14 protein-coding genes, 1 pseudogene and 1 riboswitch are annotated in these 18,261 nt (G+C 74.2%); of the genes and pseudogenes, 5 read left to right on the top strand and 10 right to left on the bottom strand.

Annotated features, from left to right (window positions below):
• Positions 1-217 precede the first annotated feature (217 nt).
• The 4 genes from OG994_RS22145 to eccB all read right to left on the bottom strand — a co-directional run bounded on the left by OG994_RS22145 (position 218) and on the right by eccB (position 4,054).
• A complete protein-coding gene (locus tag OG994_RS22145) occupies positions 218-589 on the bottom strand; it encodes a hypothetical protein (RefSeq protein ID WP_328850849.1) in 372 nt (123 codons plus the stop codon).
• Between the two features lie 172 nt (positions 590-761).
• Positions 762-2,009, bottom strand: a complete 1,248-nt coding sequence (locus tag OG994_RS22140) for a WXG100 family type VII secretion target (RefSeq protein ID WP_328850847.1) — start codon at positions 2,007-2,009, stop codon at positions 762-764.
• Complete coding sequence (locus OG994_RS22135) at positions 2,002-2,370, bottom strand: hypothetical protein (protein WP_328850846.1); 369 nt, start codon at positions 2,368-2,370, stop codon at positions 2,002-2,004. Before OG994_RS22135 ends, OG994_RS22140 begins: the two co-directional genes overlap by 8 nt.
• Positions 2,371-2,473: 103 nt before the next feature.
• Positions 2,474-4,054, bottom strand: a complete 1,581-nt coding sequence (gene eccB / locus OG994_RS22130; protein ID WP_328850845.1) for a type VII secretion protein EccB — start codon at positions 4,052-4,054, stop codon at positions 2,474-2,476.
• A 161-nt stretch (positions 4,055-4,215) separates the two neighbouring features.
• On the opposite strand from eccB, the gene OG994_RS22125 reads away from it, so the two are divergent.
• The gene (locus OG994_RS22125) at positions 4,216-5,403 is read left to right on the top strand and encodes a type VII secretion protein EccE (protein WP_120327830.1); all 1,188 of its coding nucleotides are present in this window, start codon (positions 4,216-4,218) and stop codon (positions 5,401-5,403) included.
• Here the strand turns inward: OG994_RS22125 and eccD are convergent.
• On the bottom strand, positions 5,387-6,784 hold the full coding sequence (gene eccD / locus OG994_RS22120) for a type VII secretion integral membrane protein EccD (RefSeq protein ID WP_328850844.1): 1,398 nt from the start codon (positions 6,782-6,784) through the stop codon (positions 5,387-5,389). The two genes, OG994_RS22125 and eccD, sit on opposite strands and share 17 nt — an antisense overlap.
• A gap of 165 nt (positions 6,785-6,949) precedes the next feature.
• Between eccD and eccCa the strand changes: the two genes are divergently transcribed.
• The 3 genes from eccCa to OG994_RS22105 all read left to right on the top strand — a co-directional run bounded on the left by eccCa (position 6,950) and on the right by OG994_RS22105 (position 11,777).
• Complete coding sequence (gene eccCa / locus OG994_RS22115) at positions 6,950-10,909, top strand: type VII secretion protein EccCa (RefSeq protein ID WP_328850843.1); 3,960 nt, start codon at positions 6,950-6,952, stop codon at positions 10,907-10,909.
• A gap of 231 nt (positions 10,910-11,140) precedes the next feature.
• A complete protein-coding gene (locus tag OG994_RS22110) occupies positions 11,141-11,449 on the top strand; it encodes a WXG100 family type VII secretion target (RefSeq protein WP_328850842.1) in 309 nt (102 codons plus the stop codon).
• Between the two features lie 28 nt (positions 11,450-11,477).
• Positions 11,478-11,777, top strand: coding sequence for a WXG100 family type VII secretion target (locus OG994_RS22105; RefSeq protein WP_120327826.1), 300 nt, complete (start codon positions 11,478-11,480; stop codon positions 11,775-11,777).
• Positions 11,778-12,138: 361 nt separating this feature from the next.
• Here OG994_RS22105 and mycP read toward each other — a convergent pair whose 3' ends face one another.
• Together mycP and OG994_RS22095 are read right to left on the bottom strand one after the other, a co-directional pair.
• On the bottom strand, positions 12,139-13,386 hold the full coding sequence (gene mycP / locus OG994_RS22100; protein WP_240032859.1) for a type VII secretion-associated serine protease mycosin: 1,248 nt from the start codon (positions 13,384-13,386) through the stop codon (positions 12,139-12,141).
• A gap of 272 nt (positions 13,387-13,658) precedes the next feature.
• Positions 13,659-13,976: pseudogene (locus OG994_RS22095) on the bottom strand (helix-turn-helix transcriptional regulator); the annotation flags it as partial.
• A 283-nt stretch (positions 13,977-14,259) separates the two neighbouring features.
• Here OG994_RS22095 and OG994_RS22090 point away from each other — a divergent pair.
• Positions 14,260-14,979, top strand: coding sequence for a carbonic anhydrase (locus OG994_RS22090; RefSeq protein WP_192902104.1), 720 nt, complete (start codon positions 14,260-14,262; stop codon positions 14,977-14,979).
• Positions 14,980-15,117: 138 nt separating this feature from the next.
• Here the strand turns inward: OG994_RS22090 and OG994_RS22085 are convergent, their stop codons facing one another.
• The 3 genes from OG994_RS22085 to OG994_RS22075 form a co-directional block, all read right to left on the bottom strand.
• Positions 15,118-16,134 (bottom strand): coiled-coil domain-containing protein, encoded by a 1,017-nt coding sequence (locus OG994_RS22085; protein WP_120327825.1) that lies wholly within the window; start codon positions 16,132-16,134, stop codon positions 15,118-15,120.
• A gap of 4 nt (positions 16,135-16,138) precedes the next feature.
• A riboswitch (cyclic di-AMP (ydaO/yuaA leader) is annotated at positions 16,139-16,269 on the bottom strand.
• Positions 16,270-16,435: 166 nt separating this feature from the next.
• Complete coding sequence (locus OG994_RS22080; protein WP_328850841.1) at positions 16,436-17,827, bottom strand: YibE/F family protein; 1,392 nt, start codon at positions 17,825-17,827, stop codon at positions 16,436-16,438.
• Positions 17,828-17,957: 130 nt separating this feature from the next.
• The gene (locus OG994_RS22075; RefSeq protein ID WP_120327823.1) at positions 17,958-18,254 is read right to left on the bottom strand and encodes a metal-sensitive transcriptional regulator; all 297 of its coding nucleotides are present in this window, start codon (positions 18,252-18,254) and stop codon (positions 17,958-17,960) included.
• Positions 18,255-18,261: the final 7 nt, after the last annotated feature.

Here is an 18,261-nt window from a genome sequence, read left to right as displayed (position 1 = left end):
CCGGCGACGACGTGCGGACCGGTGGGCGTCACACCCGCGCCGCGCCAGGACCGTGACGGGCCGGTCCGGGCGATTCCCGACGGGCGGTCGCACCGGCGTGCCGCGACGGATGGCCGCCGTCCGGAGGTCCGGGCAGGGCGGGGCGGTCGGGCGGGGACCGGTGCGGGCCGTCGTCGCCGGGAGCGGCGCTCAGCGGGCGGTCGTCGTGGCCCTCGGATCAGGCGGTCGGTGGCCCGCGGCGGCCGGGCGTGCGGCGGCCGGGCTCGGCGGCCGGCGTGGCGACCGCGGCCGGCAGCACGACGTCGGCGGCCGGAGCGACGGAGCTGTGCTCGTCCGTCGGCGGGTGGGCGGAGACGTCGGTGTCGGCCAGCTGATCCGCGGTCGGTGCGCTGTCGGGCGATCCCACGAGGGCCCGGCTGCTCACCGTGCTCGCCGGCGCGGCCACGGCGGCCGGCGTCGGGGCGGACGCGAGAGTGGCGGCGTTGAGGCCGACGGTGAGGGCCAGCGCCGCGACGGCCAGGCGCGTCAACTCGCGCAGCGAACGCAGCGTGGCCCGCCAGGCGGGGCGGGCGAACGCTACGGACAGCACGTCACCAACCTATCGCTCTTGGCGACCGGGCGCAGCGCGTACCGGGACGTGAGGAACGTGACCGTGCCCACGCCGGCGAATGTGGACGGACGCCGGCCCGCGCCGACGAGGGCCGGTACGGCGACGGCCCACCCGGAACTGGACCGGGTGGGCCGTCGGCGATGCGAAGGGGTCAGCCGCCGAGCACCGGGGGCGCCGCGTCCTTGCCGTCACCCCACACCATCTCGTCCTCGGTGAGCCAGGTCAGGCGCTCGTCGGACTCGTCCTCGTGCTGCTGGCCGCGGCCGCCGAGGACGCCCGGCCGGGTGGCCGCCGCGCCGCGGCCGGTGCCGTCGCCGCGCCGGCCGTCGAAGCTGCGTCCCACGCCGGTCGCCGAGCGGTTCTCCGGCCCGGCGGGGCCGCCGGCCGGCCGGCCCGTGGTCGTCGGCGCGGTGCTGCTGGAGCCGGCGAGCGCGGCCGTGCCGACCAGGCCGGCGCCCGGGGACATGCCGGTGGCGCCCAGCACGCCGGCACCGGCCGTCCCGGTGCCCGCACCGGCGAGGCCGACCCCGCCGGGGCCGCCGCCGCCGGGCATCAGCGTGCTGTTGGTGAGCGGACCGGCGCCGGCCAGCGACGTCCCGTACTCCGGCTCGCCGGAGCCCGGCCCGGTCACGGACGCGGGCGTGGGCGCGCCGCCGCCCACCGTGGTCAGGCCGCTGCCGCCCCCGTGGGTGCTGGTGGGCCCGCTGCTCACGTGCTCGGGAGTGCTGATCGAGGCGCGGCCGGTCTGCGGGTCGGCGGCGCCGAGGTGCGCCACGGTCGTCGGCGTGCCGACGTTCGGGCCGCTGCGCGGGGCCGGGCCGCTGCCGTCCACGGTGCCCGGGAGGTCCGGGTCCGGCGGCGGGGGCGCGACGACCCGCCCGTAGGCGGAGAGGTCGTACCCCTCGGCCAGGTCGGCCACGACCTTGATCATGCGCTGGTGCGCCTTCTGCTGCTCTTCCTTGTCCTGCTGGTGACCGAGCAGACCGCCGACCACGGCGCCCGGCACGCCGAACATGATGCCGCCCTTGACCGCCCCGGAAAGGGCCTGGTCGTGGTCGTCGGTCTCCTCCGGGCTCTCCGCGGACCGCTGCGCCGTGCGCAACTGGCCGGCCATCATGGTGAGCGCCTGCTTGACGTCCGCCATGCCCTCGCCCAGCGTGCCCGCGTAGTCGACGATGTACGTCAGCCGACGCTGGAACTCCTGCGCGGCCGAACCCGTCCAGGTGTGGGACAGCTTCTCCAGGTCGTCGCCGAGGTCGCGACCGAGGGCCTCGACGGTGCCCTTCAGCGACGACCAGTCCGCGGCGAGATCGTCGATCTGCCCCGGCTTGCCGGCCATCACGGCGTCGTAGAGCTCCTGGTGGCTCGCGCCCTCGTAGCGCTGGGTGTACTCAGACACGCGGCTTCTCCTCCGGATTGAGCGCCTCGTTGACTCCGTCGAGGGCGGCCCTGATGTCGTCCGCGGTGGCGGCGTTGCGGGCCTCGGCCGTCCGGTAGTTGGTCAGGATCGTGCTCGTCGCCTCCTGCGCGGCCTTCACCGCCCGCTGGAGACGACCGACCTGCTCCACATAGGACTGGTGGATCTCCGAGTAGCGCTGGGAGTTGCTGGTGGCGTGGGCGAACGTCCCCAACGCCGGAGGCTGGCACTGCATCTCCGTGTTGAGTTTCCGCAGCAGCGAGTCGGCCTGGGTCAGCCGATCGGCCAACCGCTTGTGGAAGTCCTCAAGGGACAGCAGATCGACTTCCGTGCGCCCGGTCATGGCAACATCCCCGTAGTGGTAATCGACAACCGTTGGCCAGCCTCAGGTTAGTGCACGCGGACGACACGGGCGACCCGCCCGTCGCCGTGTGCCGCCCCGGCGGTCAGTCCGCGTCCGCCGGCCCGCCGGAGGCGGGCGTACCGCCGCTCGGCGTGCCGGTGGGCGTAGTGCCGGCGCCCGGCGACGGCGACCCGTCCGTGTCCGGGTCGGTGGACGCCGAGGGGCTCGACGACGGGGCCTGGGCGGAGGGCTTCGCCGCTCCCCCGGCCGGCGTACCGGGCTCGTAGTACGTCCGGGCGTCGTCGCGTTCCAGCGTGGGGCCGGTGGGTATGAGGGCGAGCAGCGAGCCCGGCACGGCGAGCGGCGTGACACCGCCGTAGCCCAGCGCGGTGAGCGCGTCGCCCGAACGCGTGCCGAGCGGGTACCGGACGCCCTGCGCGCTGATCAGGTAGACCGTCGAGCCCGGCGCGCCGGCGCCGCTCTCGCCCGCACCCGGTGCGGCCTGGGCCACGACGCCCTTGCCGCCCGGGAGCAGCACGCGGTCCGCCGTGCGTACCGTGTCCCGGCTGGTCTGCTCCACCGGCAGCGACTCCGGCTCGCCGCCCGCGAGGTCCGCCGGCGGCCGGTCGAACACCTCCAGGGTGGTGACCGGCGGGCCCCCGCCCGCGCCCGCCCGGTAGGTCGCGCACACCACGGTCCGCCCCTCCTGCGTCGGGTAGAGCTCGGGCAGCGTCGCCGGCATGCCGGCCTCCTCCACCCGCTCGTCCGTGAGGTGCCGACCCGCCTGCTCCGGAGTGATGTCGATCACCTGGCCGCCCTGGCGCAGCAGCAGCTGTGTGGTGACCTCGCCGATCGAGGCCAGCCCGTCCCGCGTCAGCACGTAGTGCTGGCCGGCCGCCCGGTAGACCTGGCCGATCCGGCCCGGCCGGCCCCCCACCGACAGGCCGCTCGGCTGGTTCATGCCCGCCAGCTCCGGCTCGCGCAGGGCGGGACCGGCCGGCACCGCGTTGAGCAGTTGCGGTCCCACGGTGAGGGTGGGCGCGTTCGCCATCCGCAGCGCGGCCAGGCGGCTCTCGCCGGCGAGCTGCATCCGGAGGTCGTGGGTGAGCAGGTAGCGCTGGCCGTCGATGTTCGCGAGCACCGCCCGGTCACCCAGCGGCGTACCGCCGGGGAGCGGCCGGTCGATCACCAGGTGGGTGCTCGACCGGCGGGGGTCGGTCGGGTCCGGCACCTGGCACACCGACCAGGGCAGACCCGCCAGCGACTCGCGGTCCGGCAGGTCGTCCGGCGCGCCGACGATGCCGACCGTCCGCCCACGCGGCCGGTCCTCGATCGAGGCGCGCGACATCGTGCGGACCTCCGGGTCGGCCTCGTTCAGGATGAGCCGGGCGGACGCGTAGTTCAGCGTCGGGTGCAGCCGGCCCTCGTAGAAGACGTACGTCGCGCCGGTCTCCCGTTCGATGACCAGCGTGTTCTCCTCCAGCGGCGCGGTGTTGCCCGTCAACTGCCCGTATGCGCCGGCGCCGCCGAGCACCACGGCCGCGGCGATGACGCTGCCGAACACCGCCATGCCGAGCCGCCGCATCGGCAGGTTGCTGGTCTCCGGGTCGCCCGACAGCAGCGCGGAGACGATGCGGCGGGTGACGAAGCGGTACGCCTGCACCTGATCGCGGCGGGTCCGCATGACTTACCTCCGGAGGGGTGGGTCCGCGACGATCAGGTCCGGGTCGTGTCGCGGGCTTCCCTACGATAAGGGGCCGTCGACGGGTCATCGGGACCCGCGCCCGCGACCGGCAGCGTACCGAGGTGGCGGCAGACCGCACCGTGCAGGAGGGACAGTCAGCGATGACGCAGCTACAGGCGCCACCCGCGCGTACGGCCGCCGAACCGTCCGCCGTACCGGAACGGCCCGCCGCCGCTCCCGACCAGCGCCGCCGCGGGCGCGTCGGGCCGCTGGTGGTGGGCCAGCTGGTGGCGGTGGAACTCTGCGCGGTGGCCGTCTGGGCCGCGCTGAGCGGGCCGGCGTGGGTGCTCGGTGTCGTGACCGCCGTGGCGCTGGCCGTCCTGGTGGCGGTGTTCGCCCGGCGCGGCGGCCGCTGGTGGTACGAGGACGTCCTGCTGCGCCGCCGGCTGCGCGAGCGGCGGGAGCGGGCACGGGCCGCCCTGTCCGCCGGCGGCGGGAGCGACCCGCGGCTGGTGTCGCTCGCCCCGCAGCTGTCCGTCATCGAGCTGACCGACCGGGGCACCCGGCTCGGCATCGGCCAGGACGAGCACGGCTGGTTCGCCGCCGTGGCGCTGCACGGCCGTGCCGGCGCGCCGGCCGGCTCCGTGGAGTCCTCGGTGGTGGACCGGGCCCTGCGGGTCCTCAGCGAGTTCACCGCGCCCGTCACCCTCGCCCAGGTGGTCTCGCACACCCTGGTCTGGTACCCGGCGCCCGGCGCGCCGCCGGCCGCGCACCGGACCGTGTGGGTGGCGCTGCGGCTGTCCGTGCGGGACGCCCGTGCGGAGGCCGTCGCCCGCGGCGGTGGCCTGGCCGGCGTGCACCGCACCCTCACCGCCGGGATCGGGCGGCTGGGCAAGGCACTGAACGCCGCCGGCCTCCCGCACCGGGCGCTCAGCCGTGACGAGTTGCGCGCCGCGGTGGTCTCGGCGGCCGGCCTGGACCTCACGCCCGAGGCGCCGGTCGAGACGTGGACCGGGCTGCGCGGCGGCGGCTGGACCCACCGCTGCCTGGCCCTGCGGGTCCGGCCCGACGCGCCGCTCGGTCCCGTGGTCGACGCGGTGACGGCTACCTCGGCGCCCTCGCACACCGTGGCCGCCGTGGTGCTGCCCGGCCGGGCCCCGACCCCGCTGCTGCGGGTGGCCGCCATGGACGGTCACGTCGAGGCGCTGGTGAAGGTGGTCCGGGACGTGGCGCGGCGCTCCGGCGCCCCGGCCCGGCCGCTGGACGGCCAGCACGGGCCGGGCGTCTGGGCGGCCACCCCGGCCGGGGCGCTCGTCGACGGGACCGGGTCGGTCAGGGCCGCAGGTTGACGATCCAGCCGTAGAGGCCGAGGACCCAGACGGCCAACGGCACCAGCGCGATGATCAGCAGGATCTCGACGATGTCCAGCAGCCGGCCCCAGACCGGCGAGATGCGCTTGCCGGCCACCGTGAGGCCGTAGATCAGGCTGATCACGGCGGCCACCAGCAGGCCGCCGACGATCAGGCCGAGCCGCAGCGGCATCCCACCGTCGGCGAAGGTGGCCGCCGCGGTCAGGCCGAGGCCGACGGTGCCCGTGAACAGCACCGGCGTGCGCTGCGCGCGGCTGAGGAACGGCCGCGCCCGCAGCAGCGCCAGCAGGGCGAGCACGAGGCAGAGCAGCACGGCCGGGAGCCGCCCGTTGAGGGCGAGCACGACCTGCGCGCCGAGCACCACGAGCGACACCGTCCACAGCAGACCCGTGAGGAACTCGTCGGCCCGCTCGCTGAGCTGCAGAACCCGCCGCCCGTCGACCGACTCGTTGTCGGTCTTCAGGTCGTCCGGCCCGGTGGGGATGGAGGGCACGGGAAGCCGGGCCAGCCGGTAGGACGCCATCGGCAGCGCGGGCACGGTGCCGAACGCCACCGCGGCCAGCACCGCCGCCGCGGCCGCCGGGCCGATGCCGAACACGAGGCAGAGCACGGCGCCCAGACCGGTGGCCGCGCCGACCGCCGTGGCACCGAGGAACAGGGGCAGCCGGTCGCCGACGGCCAGCGCCGCCACCGCCGCGAAGATCACCACCGCCGTGGCGGCGAGCAGGACGTGCGGGCTCGCGAGTTCGGACAGCCGCCGGTCACCGGCCAGCAGCAGCAGACCACCGACGGCCGCGTACCCCAGACCGACCGTGGCCAGCACCGCGCCCGTCCGGCTGTCGCCCGCGGCGCGGGAGAGCACCGCGGCGCTCACGAGCAGCGCCACCGCGATCAGCAGGGCGGCCAGCGCACCGGGCAGCTGGGGCGGGCCGGCGAAGAGCGCGGCCACCGCGCCGGCGCCGAGCGCCGCCGCCGCGAAGAGCACGGCGAACGACCGGGTGGTACCCACCTGCCAGGCGCCGGCCCGCCGGTTGGTGGCCGTCGCGACCGCGTCCACCACGTCGTCGAAGACGACCTCGGGCGCGGCCGCCGCGCGCGGGTTGAAGTAGAGCACCTCGCCGTCGCGGATGCCGAGCTGGGCGACGGTGCGGCCGCCGTCCAACGGTTGCCCGCCGAGCCGCGCGAGGCTCCAGCCACCATGCCGTACGCCCTCGTCGGCGAGGTCCTCACCGGCGTAACGCAGCAGCGTCGGCAGCAGGTCGGCGAGGGGTACGTCGGACGGCAGCGCGAGATCCATGCGCGTGCGGGGAGCCACGATAGTGATCCGGCTGAGACCGCCGGTAGCCGTCTTCGTCGCCACTGTGGCCTCCTCGTGCTCTCCGTACGATCCCCGGCCCGGGCGTCGACCACGGGTCCGCGACGCCCACGGGAGATTACCTACGATGGCAGCCACGTACGATGCCCACCCGACGGGTCCGGCACGTCGCGGACCTTCGTCAGGGCCGCTTCTGGGGAGGAGACAGCCGTGAGCACGGTGGTGTTCCGCCGGCTCCCGCGTCAGCCGGGGCCGGCCCTGCCGCGGGGCGAGGTGCTGCTGGAGTCCCCACCGGAACTCCCCGAACCGACACCGCGCGGGCTCGGCCAGCTGCTGATGATCCTGCCCATGGTCTGCGGCGTCGGCGCGATGGCGTTCCTCTACGCCGGCCGCGGCGGCGGCATGATGACGTACGTCGCGGGTGGCCTCTTCGGTGTCTCCATGCTCGGCATGGCGATCGGCTCGCTGGCCAACGGCGGCACCGACAAGGCCGAGCTGAACGCGAACCGCCGCGACTACATGCGCTACCTGGCGCAGATGCGCAAGCGGACCCGGCGCGCCGCCGAGCAGCAGCGGGAGGCGATGGCGTGGCGGCACCCGGAGCCGGACGCGCTCTGGTCGATCGCGGCGTCGCGACGGTTGTGGGAGCGTCGGATCACCGACGACGACTTCGGCGACACGCGGATCGCCCTGGGCCCGCAGCGGCTGGCCGTGGAGATCGTTCCACCGGAGACCAAGCCGGTGGAGGACCTGGAGCCGATGAGCGCCATCGCGCTGCGCCGGTTCGTCCGCGCGCACTCCACGGTGCCCGACCTGCCCACGGCGCTGTCGGTGCGGTCGTTCAGCCGGGTGGCGCTGCGCGGCGACCGGGAGCCGGTGCTCGACCTGACCCGCGCCGCGCTGGGGCAGCTCGCCACGTTCCACGCACCGGACGACCTGGTCATCGTGGTGGTCGCGGCGCCGGACCGGCAGCCGGACTGGGACTGGGTGAAGTGGCTGCCGCACGCGCAGCACCCCGCGCGGACGGACGCCGCGGGCGCCCGGCGGCTGGTGTACGCGAGCCTCGCCGAGGCCGAGGAGGCGTTGGGCGAGACGCTGACCAGCCGGCCCCGCTTCGCGCCCGAGGCGAAGCCCCTGACGACGGCACCGCACGTCGTGGTGGTGCTCGACGGCGGCGAGGTGTCGCCCACCTGCCACCTGACCGGTCCGGGCCTGCTGGGCACCACGGTCTTCGACCTCTCCGGCGCCGTGCCCCGGGACGCGGGCCGCTGGCTGCTCTGCCTCGACACGGGCGACGGCAGTTCCCTCGAACTGATCCGGGGCACCTCCTCGACGCGGCTGGGCAGGCCGGACCGGCTGGGCGCGGCGGCGGCCGAGGGGCTCGCCCGGCAGATCGCGCCGTACCGGCTCTCGCAGCAGCAGGCCACCTCCGAGGAGCCGCTGGCCCGCAGCATGGAACTGCCCGACCTGCTCGGCGTGGGCGACGCCGCCGCCGTGGACGTGCAGCAGACGTGGCGGCCGCGGAGCCACCGCGAGCGGCTGCGCATCCCGCTCGGCGTGGGGCCGGACGGCAGCGTGGTCGAGCTGGACTTCAAGGAGTCCGCGCACGAGGGCATGGGCCCGCACGGCCTGGTGATCGGCGCGACCGGTTCGGGCAAGAGCGAGCTGCTGCGTACGGTGGTGGCCGCACTGGCGGTCACCCACTCCTCGGAGGAGCTGAACTTCGTCCTGGTCGACTTCAAGGGCGGCGCGACGTTCGCGTCCCTGGAGGCGCTGCCGCACACCAGCGCGGTGATCACCAACCTGGCCGACGAGCTGCCCCTGGTCGACCGTATGCGTGACGCCCTGGCCGGTGAGATGAACCGCCGGCAGGAGGTGCTGCGGGCTGCGGGCAACTACATCTCCCGCTTCGAGTACGAGAAGGCCCGGGCCGCCGGTGAGCCGCTCGAACCGATGCCCAGCCTGCTCATCATCTGTGACGAGTTCAGCGAGCTGCTCGCCGCGAAGCCCGACTTCATCGACCTCTTCGTGATGATCGGCCGGCTGGGCCGGTCGCTCGGCGTGCACCTGCTGCTGGCCAGCCAGCGGCTGGAGGAGGGCAAGCTGCGCGGCCTGGACACCCACCTGTCGTACCGGATCGGTCTGCGCACCTTCTCGGCCGTGGAGAGCCGGATCGTGCTCGGCGTGCCCGACGCGTACGAGCTGCCGAGCGCGCCCGGCCACGGCTACCTGAAGACGGACACCAGCACCATGCTGCGGTTCCGGGCCGCGTACGTCTCCGGGCCGTACCGGGCGCCGGGGCAGCAGAAGTCCCGCTCCCAGGCGCTGGTGCAGCGCCGGATCGTGCCGTACGGGGTGAACTTCGTCCCCGTGCAGACCCCGCAGGTGGCGGTCGAGACCCTGCCGGAGCCGGAGGAGCCGGCCGACGGCAAGGCCGTGGCGATGCTGGACGTGCTCATCGACCGGCTCAAGGGCCGGGGCCGCCCGGCGCACCAGGTCTGGTTGCCGCCGCTGGCCGACCCGCCCGGCCTGGCCGAGCTGCTGCCGCCGCTGGCCGTTCATCCCGAGTTCGGCCTCTGCGCGAACTGGCCCGGCCGGGGCCGGCTCGCCGTGCCCGTCGGCATCGTCGACCGCCCGTACGAGCAGCGCCGCGACCCGATGATGGTGGACCTGGCCGGCGCGGGCGGCAACGTCGTCATCGTGGGTGCGTCGCTGAGCGGCAAGAGCACCATGCTGCGCTCGATGCTCGCCTCGCTGGCGCTCACCCACACGCCGCGCGAGGTGCAGTTCTTCTGCCTGGACTTCGGCGGTGGCGCCCTGCGCAGCCTGGAGGCGCTGCCGCACATGTCCGGCGTGGCCGGGCGGCGTGACGTCGAGGCGGTCCGCCGTACGGTCGCCGAGGTGGTGGCCATCCTGGACGACCGGGAGGCCCGGTTCGCCCAGCACGGCATCGACTCGGTGGCCAGCTACCGCCGGCGCCGCGCGGCGGGCGAGTTCGCCGACGACCCGTTCGGTGACGTCTTCCTCGTGGTGGACGGCTGGAACACGCTGCGCCAGGAGTACGAGGAACTCGAGCAGACCATCACCAACCTGGCCAACCGCGGGCTGGGCTTCGGCGTCCACGTCGTGATCACCGCCGTCCGCTGGGCGGAGATCCGGATCAACATGCGGGACCTGCTCGGCACCAAGCTGGAGCTGCGCCTCGGTGACCCGTCGGAGTCGGAGATCGACCGGCGGACCGCGCAGAACGTGCCGGTGGGCTCCCCGGGCCGGGGTATGACCCGCGACAAGCTGCACTTCCTCGCGGCGATCTCGCGGATCGACGGCCGGCGGGACATCGACGACCTCACCGAGGCGTCGGCCGCGCTGGCCCGGCACGTGGCGGAGAACTGGCCCGGCCGCCCCGCGCCCAAGGTCCGGCTGCTGCCCCGCAAGCTTCCCGTGAGCGAGCTTCTCCGGATCGCCGACCGGTCGGTGCCCGGCCTCCCGATCGGGGTCAACGAGTCGGCGCTGGCGCCGGTCTACCTCGACCTGGTCAACGAGCCGCACCTGACCGTCTTCGGCGACTCCGAGTGCGGCAAGACCAACCTGCTCCGGCTGATCGCCCGCGGGATCGTGGAGCGGTACACGCCGGCCGAGGCCCGTCTGGTGATCGCCGACTACCGGCGCGGTCTGCTCGGCGCCGTGGAGGGGGACCACCTCCTCGACTACGCGCCGTCGAACCAGGTCTTCGCGCAGGGCCTGGCCTCCATCCGCAGCGCGCTGTCCAACCGGCTGCCCGGCCCGGACGTGACCACCGCCCAGCTGCGCGACCGCAGCTGGTGGAAGGGCCCGGACCTCTACATCCTGGTCGACGACTACGACCTGGTGGCCAGCGGCGGCAACAACCCGCTCAGCGCCCTGCACGAGCTGCTGCCGCAGGCGCGCGACATCGGGTTGCACCTCATCATCACCCGGCGGGTGGGTGGCGTCGCCCGCGCGCTCTACGAGCCGGTCCTGCAACGCCTGCGCGAGCTGGACTCGCCGGGTCTGCTGATGTCCGGCAACCGGGAGGAGGGCGCCGTCTTCGGCACGTTGCGGCCGAGCCCGCAGCCGCCGGGCCGGGGCACGCTCGTACGCCGGCGTGACGGCCAGCAGCTCATCCAGACCGCGTGGTCCGAGCCGACGTAGGGGAGATGATCCACTGTGGCGGGTCGCACACGCGCTGGTAGAAAGCACTTTGCGCCAGATGGTGAGAGGGGAATGGCGCAAACCCATTGATTTCCGTAGGACCGGGGCTGCGCGCGCTGGAGCCGGTCCGCTACGGTTCTCTCAGGAGTGTCCGTCGGTGGGGTGTTTCGCCTTGCCGCGGGGGAGGGCGCGGCAGATCCGCCGCCACAAGATGACGGAAGGGTGTGAAGCATGGCGTTCGAGGTCGAAGCTGCGACCCTACATACCGCCGCGAGTGACGTGCGGTCCACGCGCAGCGAGGTCGACGGCGAGCTGAAGAAGCTGTGGAACGTCGTGGACGATCTGGCCATGGCCTGGAAGGGCGCGGCGTCCACGGGCTTCCAGAACCTGATGACGCGCTGGAACGAGGACACGGCGAAGCTGTTGACGGCGATGGACAACATCGCCGACCTGCTCGACCAGTCGGGGACGACGCACCAGGTCAACGACGAAGAGCAGCAGCAGATGCTGGACAAGTTCCACTCTGCCCTCAACCCGTGACCCGAATCCAGGAGCAGAGGAGGAAGTCGTGACGATCAAGGTTGACTACGCGGTCCTCGAGAGCGCCAACCAGCAGATGCAGACGATCTCGCGGACGATCGACGAGAAGCTGGACACGCTCCGCCAGATGCTGAGCAAGCTCCAGTGGGAGGGCGAGGACCGGGTCGCGTACGAGCAGCACCAGGCCCAGTGGGACGCGGCGGTGCGCGACATCAACCGCATCCTCAACGAGATCGGTGGCGCGGTCGGCATCGCCCGCGAGAACTACGTCACCACCGAGATGAGCAACTCCAAGGTCTGGAGTGGCGGCGGCGGCCGCAGGCTCTGACCGACGGTCTGCACGGCTCCGGTCCGGCTCTGCCGGGCCGGAGCCGTCCGCGTTCACGGGCCGTTCAAGGGCCGCCGGGGCTGCCAGGGCCGTCGCCGCTGCTAGGACAGGGCGGACGCAGCGGCCGTACCGCAGGTCGTTGCCGCCGCCACGCGGGGCCGGCGAGCACGCCGGCCAGAGGGCGTACGGCGGGTCGTTGTGGCTGTTTCGCGGGGCTGCGAGCACGCCGGCCAGCGGGCGTACGGCGGGTCGTTGTGGCGCGTCACGCGCGGCTTGGGAGCACGCCGGCCAGCGGCGACCCGTACGGCAGGTCGCGTCCGCGGCCGTAACGGGGCCGGCAGGGCGACGCGTACCTGCGTCGTCAGCCGGCGGCGGAGGGCCCGGTCTCGGTGGGGCGCCGGCCCGGACGCCAGCCGCGGCTCCGGCCGCGGGCCAGGATCGGCCTCACCGTGAGCAGCACGGCGGCGAGCAGCGCCCCGACCGCCGCCACCCAGACGGCGACGACCCGCTGCCAGCCCAACGGATCCTCCGGCGCGGCGGGTGCCGGCATGGCCCCCACCGGCGGGTTCGTGCGGGTGCCGAGCAGCGCCGTCACCGCCCGATAGGGGTTCACCATGCCGTAGCCGACCTCGGCGTTGTGGCCCTCCGGCGGGTTGTCCGCCGTCTTGATCAGCCGGTCGGCCACCTGCTGAGGCGTGAGATCCGGGTGGGCGGCGCGGACGAGCGCGGCCACGCCGGAGACGTACGCGGCGGCGAAGCTGGTGCCGCCCTGCGGCTCGAGGACGTAGCCCGAGCCGCGCGGTGCCGGGCCCAGGATGTTGAGCCCGGGTGCGGCGATGTCGACGTAGTCGCCGCTCACGGAGCTGCCGACGTGCGCACCCTGCTCGTCCATGCCGGCGACGGCGATGACCCCCGGGTAGGCGGCCGGGTAGGCCAGATAGTCCTGCTGCTGCTCCTCCCGGTTACCGGAGGCGGCCACCACGACGACCCCCCGACTCAGGGCGTAGTCGACGGCGGAGGCGAGCTGCGGGCGGGGCAGGGTCACCAGGGACAGATTGATGACATCGGCGTCGTGGTCGACCGCCCAGCGGATCGCCTGGGCGATCTCACCCGGCAGCGCCTCGTCGTTCGGTGCGCGGCGCTCCGCCAACACCCGGATCGGCAGGATCCGGGCCTCCGGTGCGACACCGTTGAACGGAACCCCGGTGTCCGCCTTCCCGGCGATGATGCCGGCCACCATCGTGCCGTGCCCCACTAGGTCGCACTGGCCCTTGCTCGACGGGAGGCCGTTGAAGTCGGCGCCCTCGCGGACCTGCCCCTTCAGCAGCGGGTGGGTGGCCGATACGCCGGAGTCGATGACGGCGACGGTCACCCCGGCACCGCGGGTGAGGTGCCACACCGAGGACGGTTCGAGCCGCCGCAGCCCCCACGGTTCCGCGCTCGGCGCCGCCTCGCCGGCCGGGCCGCACGTCGGTGCCGCCACGGCGGGTGACGGCGGCACGACCGCGGTGCCGAGCAGGACACTGACCGCTCCACACAGGACGGCCCGAAGGCCGCGTCCGGTGTGACGCGGCACATCGCTCCCGTCCAGCCGCAAGCTCTCGCGCACGCGGTGAGACTACCGCCGCCGGAGGGACGGCGCGGTGACGGGAGCGCCGCAGCGGTGCGGGGGCGCGGTAGTGGTGCGGGGGCGCGGTCGGCTGCGGTGGTCCACGTTCAGGCCGTCGAGGTGTCGGCCGCATCGCCGGTGGCGGCGGAGGGGCCGGTGGGGCCGTCGGTGGTGGCGGCATCGCCGGTGACGGCGGAGGGGCCGGTGGGGTCGCCAGTCGCGGCGGAGCGGTCGGTGACCGACTCTCCGACATCGGTGTCGCCGTCGGGGCGGTCGGGCACGTCGGTGAAGAGGGCGAGCAGGGCACCCACCTGTTGGTCCGCCTCCGCCGGGTGCCGGAACCGCCCGGCCGGGTTGAGCGTGTACTCGTTGCGGCGACCCACCCGGGTCCGGCTCAGGTAACCGCCCGCCTCCAGGTCGGCGACGATCGCCTGCGCGGCCCGCTCGGTGACCCCGACCTCGTCGGCCAGGTCACGGAGGCGGGCGGTGGGGTTGCGGGCGATGGCGAGCAGCACGTGCCCGTGATTGGTGAGGAAGGTCCAGTTTCGGGGGCTCCCGTACCCGCTCCCGGTCGTCGCCATGGCCGTCATCGTAGGTGCCCCCACCTCCCGGCGCGTTGATCATGAAGTTGTTGTCAGCCGCATCGGCGTGTCGCGACAACAACCTCATGATCATCGGGGCGAAGGCGGGGCCGGAGCGGGGGCGGGGCCAGCGCGGGGGCGGGGGCGGGGGCTAGCCGTGGGGATGGGGGATGGGGGACACCTGAAATGCAAATCACGTATCCCTTGACGTGTCTTGAGGGCGGTGTGACCGTTGGACCGGAGTCGGGATCCGGGTGGGCGGATCGATCAGGTGGGGGATCGAGGTGCGGGGATGAGCGGAGCGGAATCGACCGTGGTGCAGCCGGACGCCCAGCGCGGGCCGGGCGGGCCGGAGACGGACCTGCCCCCGGCCATCGGTCCCGAGCAGGCGCTCGCCGAGCTGCTCGACGGCAACCGCCGCTTCGTCACCGGCGCCCCGCGCCACCCCAACCAGGACGCCGGCCGGCGAGCCGCCGTCGCCGAGCAGCAGCACCCGTTCGCGGTGATCGTCGGCTGCTCCGACTCACGCCTCGCCGCCGAGATCATCTTCGACCGGGGGCTCGGCGACCTGTTCGTGGTCCGGACGGCCGGACACACCACCGGGCCGGAGGTGCTCGGCAGCGTCGAGTACGCCGTCACCGTCCTGGGAACGCCGTTGGTGGTGGTGCTCGGCCACGACTCGTGCGGGGCCGTGCAGGCGGCGCGGGAGGCCGTCGCCACCGGCACGCCGCCCGCCGGTCACCTCGGTGCGGTGGTGGACGCCGTGGTGCCGAGCCTCCGCAGGGCCGCCGCCGACGGCGTGGACGACATCAACGGAATCGTCGACATCCACATCGCGCAGACCGTCGAGGCGCTGCTCGACAGCTCGCCCGTCCTGGCCGCCGAGGTCGTGGCCGGGCGGTGCGGGGTGGTGGGCATGTCGTACCGGCTCGCCGCCGGTGAGGTCCGCCAGGTCGCCGCCGCGCCCGCGGCGCTCGGCGGGGTCGGCCCGGCGGCCGGCGTACGCGGCTGAGGCGTCCCCGGCGACCGAAGGCCAGGCCGCCGAGCGCGGCGCCGCAGGAGGCCGTGCGCGCAGGGCCCGCAGAGCCACGGGAGACCGTACGCGAAAAGGGCCGCCCCGGTGCGGGGCGGCCCTTTCGGCGTGCCGTCGCTACAGCAGTGACATGTGGACGTGGTCGGTGTGGTTGGACGGCCCGCTGTACGACTTCCAGCCGGTCGCCGGGAACCAGATCTGCCGGTTCCAGATCACGTAGTAGATGCCGAGCCGGTCGGCGTTGCGGATCAGGAAGGCCGCCAGGTTGTTGCCGTACATCCGGGTGTCGTTGTTGTGCCACGGCGAGAAGCCGCTCTTCTGCAGCGACCAGTCGCAGGCCCGGCCCTTCGGGTGCTCCCAGGGCCCGCCGGGCCGGTAGCAGCCGACGAAGCGGTTGAAGCCGGCCCGCTTGACCTCCTTGTACGCGTGCAGCGTGCGCGGGGTGACGCACCCCGAGGTGGTGGGGTCGGGCTCGCTGCAGGACTCGGGCTTCCAGTCGCCGTCGGCGGTGCGCCCGGGGCCGATCCGGGCCACCGGCGAGGTGGCGGAGACCAGGCCGCCGGTGAAGCCCTTGCCGCCGACGAGGGCGAGGGCCTTCTCGGCCTCCCGCTTCTGCTTCGCCATGATGGCGGTCTGCTTCTGCTGCTCGCGGACCTCGGCGTCGATCGCGAGCTTGGCCAGCTCGGCGCGGCGCTTGATCTCGTTGATCTGGGCGAGCTTCTGGGCGTTCACCATGTTGAGCTCGTCGAGGCCGGTGGCCCGCTCGACGAAGGTGTTGGGGCTGTTGCTCGACAGGAGCATGGCGACCGCGCCGATCCGGCCCGTGCGGTACGACTGTGCCGCGATCTCGCTGACCTGCGGCGCCAGCGCCTGCAGCTCGGCCTCGGCCCGCTTGACCTCCAGGCTCAGCTCCAGCTGGCGCTTCTCGGACTTGGCCAGCTTGGCCTTGGCGGCGCTGTAGTTGCGGTTGGTCGTCTCGATGACCTCGTTGAGCAGGGGTGGATCGTCGTCCTCGTGGCCGGACGGCGTTGCCGGCTTGGGCGCGGCGGACACCGGGAGGGGCCCGGCGAGCACGGTCAGCGCGGCGAACACGGCCACCACGGGTGTCAACCAGCGGCGTAGGGGTGCCGTCACAGTCTTCCCTTCCGTCGACCGCCGACCGGGTTAGCTGACGGGTTCGGGGCGGAAGTGGCCCCTACCGCTGGCGCGGATTCACCCCACGTACCTGGGTTCCCGGCTCGCCGGATGGCGATTGGGCGGTGGCACCGCAGGCGCCGCTGCGCGCCTTCGGCGGTGACCGGCAGCGAGGTTACCCGAGAGCCCTCCTGGGGATCTACGTCCCGATGCCCGCTAAAAGCGTCATTTCGCCATAGCGCTGGGTAACGAGTGACCCAGTCGTCAGGCCTTCCAGCCCACTTGGTCACGTTGAGGAGTGTCACCATGCGCTGTCCGTGCTCCTGTCCGGGTCGGGCCAGCCGCGACGGCCGGCGGGGGATGCGGTCGGGTCGGAGCCGTCCGCGCCGAGGGCCCGCAGGACGTCCGCCCGGTCGTGCGCGGGACGCCGGGTGGCCGGGGTGGCGGGCGCGGGGTGTGCGTTCGCGGTGGGGTCCGGCGTGGTGTCCGTACCGCCGTCGGCGGCCGGCCTGCCGCGTCCGGCGGTCGTGACGACCGCGGCCAGCCCGGTGGTGAGCGGTACGGCGGCGATCAGGCCGAGCGTGGCCACCGCGCTGCGGACGATCTCCTGGGCCAGGAACTCGCTCGTGAGGATCTGGCTCACCGGACGCGAATCGGCGGTGAGCAGGAGCAGCAACGGCAGGGAGGCGCCGGCGTACGCGAGCACGATGGTGTTCACGGTGGACGCGATGTGCGCCCGGCCGACCCGCGTCGCGGCGCGGTAGAGCTGGAGCCGGGACAGCCCCGGGTTCGCGTGGGCCAGCTCCGTGACGGTGGCGGCCTGGGTGACCGTGACGTCGTCGAGCACGCCCAGCGAGCCGATGATGATGCCGGCCAGCAGCAGGCCGTGCAGGTCCACGTCGGCCTGGAACATCGACAGGGTCGTGGCGTCCTCGCTGCCGAAGCCGGTGAGGTGGGTGGCGGCGGTGGCCACCACGCCGAGCACGCCGGTGAGCACCAGGCTGCCCAGCGTGCCCAGCACCGCCACCGAGGTCTGCGCCGTGACGCCGTGCGTCAGGTAGAGCACCACGAACATGATCAGCGCGGCGCCGACCACCGCCACCAGCAGCGGCGGGCGGCCGGCGCTGATGCCGGGGAGCACGAACGTCAGCAGGATGGCGAAGCTCGCGGCCAGGCCGGCGAGCGCCGCGAGGCCCCGCCACCGGCCGAACACGACGATGGCGGCGGCGAAGACCAGCGCCAGCCAGATCAGCGGCATGCCGCGCTGGTGCTCGGCGATGTTCCAGGTCACCGAGGCCGGGTCGGCCGGATCGGTCAGCTCCACCAGGACGACCTCGTCGCCGGCCTCGACGACCGGCGCACCCGGCCCGTCGGGCATCGGCGTGACGACCTCCTGCCCGGCGGCCGGGCCGTCCTCCACCCGTACGCTCACCGTGCCGCACCGCTGCGGCCGGGCGCCGGGCGCCTCCTCCGGCGTCTCCGGCAGGGCCGGGCAGGCCTCGCTCACCACGCGGGTCACCGTGCCGTGGTAGCGGGCCGGGTCGCTGACGTCGGCCGGCGTCGGGGCGTCGCGGGGCCAGAGCAGCAGAGCGGCGACCAGGGTGCCGAGGACGAGGGGGACCACCGCCGCCACGAGGATCCGCCGCACCCGGCGCGGGGCGGGCGGTGCGGGACGGGAATGGTCGGCGCCCATACGAATCTCCCAACGAGTCCGGGGCGGGATACGTGCCGGCGGGACGATCGGTTCAGTACCGACGGCCCGGCGGGGCTGGGCCGTGAGGGTAACCGCCGGGCCGGACGGTCGCCGGGTGGGGGCCGGGGATTCAGCCGCGCTTCATGAGGCGACCGACGGCGGCCATCATCTCGGTGGCCATCTCGTCGGCGCGGCCCTCGGCCGCCCCCTCGTGCATGCAGTGCCGGGCGTGCCCGTCGAGCAGCCCCAGGGCGACCTTGTCGAGCGCGGCCTGGACGGCGGAGATCTGGGTGAGCACGTCGATGCAGTAGCGGTCGTCCTCGACCATCTTCTCGACGCCGCGCACCTGTCCCTCGATGCGGCGCAGCCGTGCGAGCAACTGGTCCTTGCTGGCGGTGTACCCGCGGGTCGGGGTCGGTGTGGTCATGTCGACA

This window comes from Micromonospora globbae, from assembly GCF_036184225.1.
GTDB lineage: Bacteria > Actinomycetota > Actinomycetes > Mycobacteriales > Micromonosporaceae > Micromonospora > Micromonospora globbae.
This window is presented reverse-complemented; position numbering and strand designations above follow the sequence as displayed.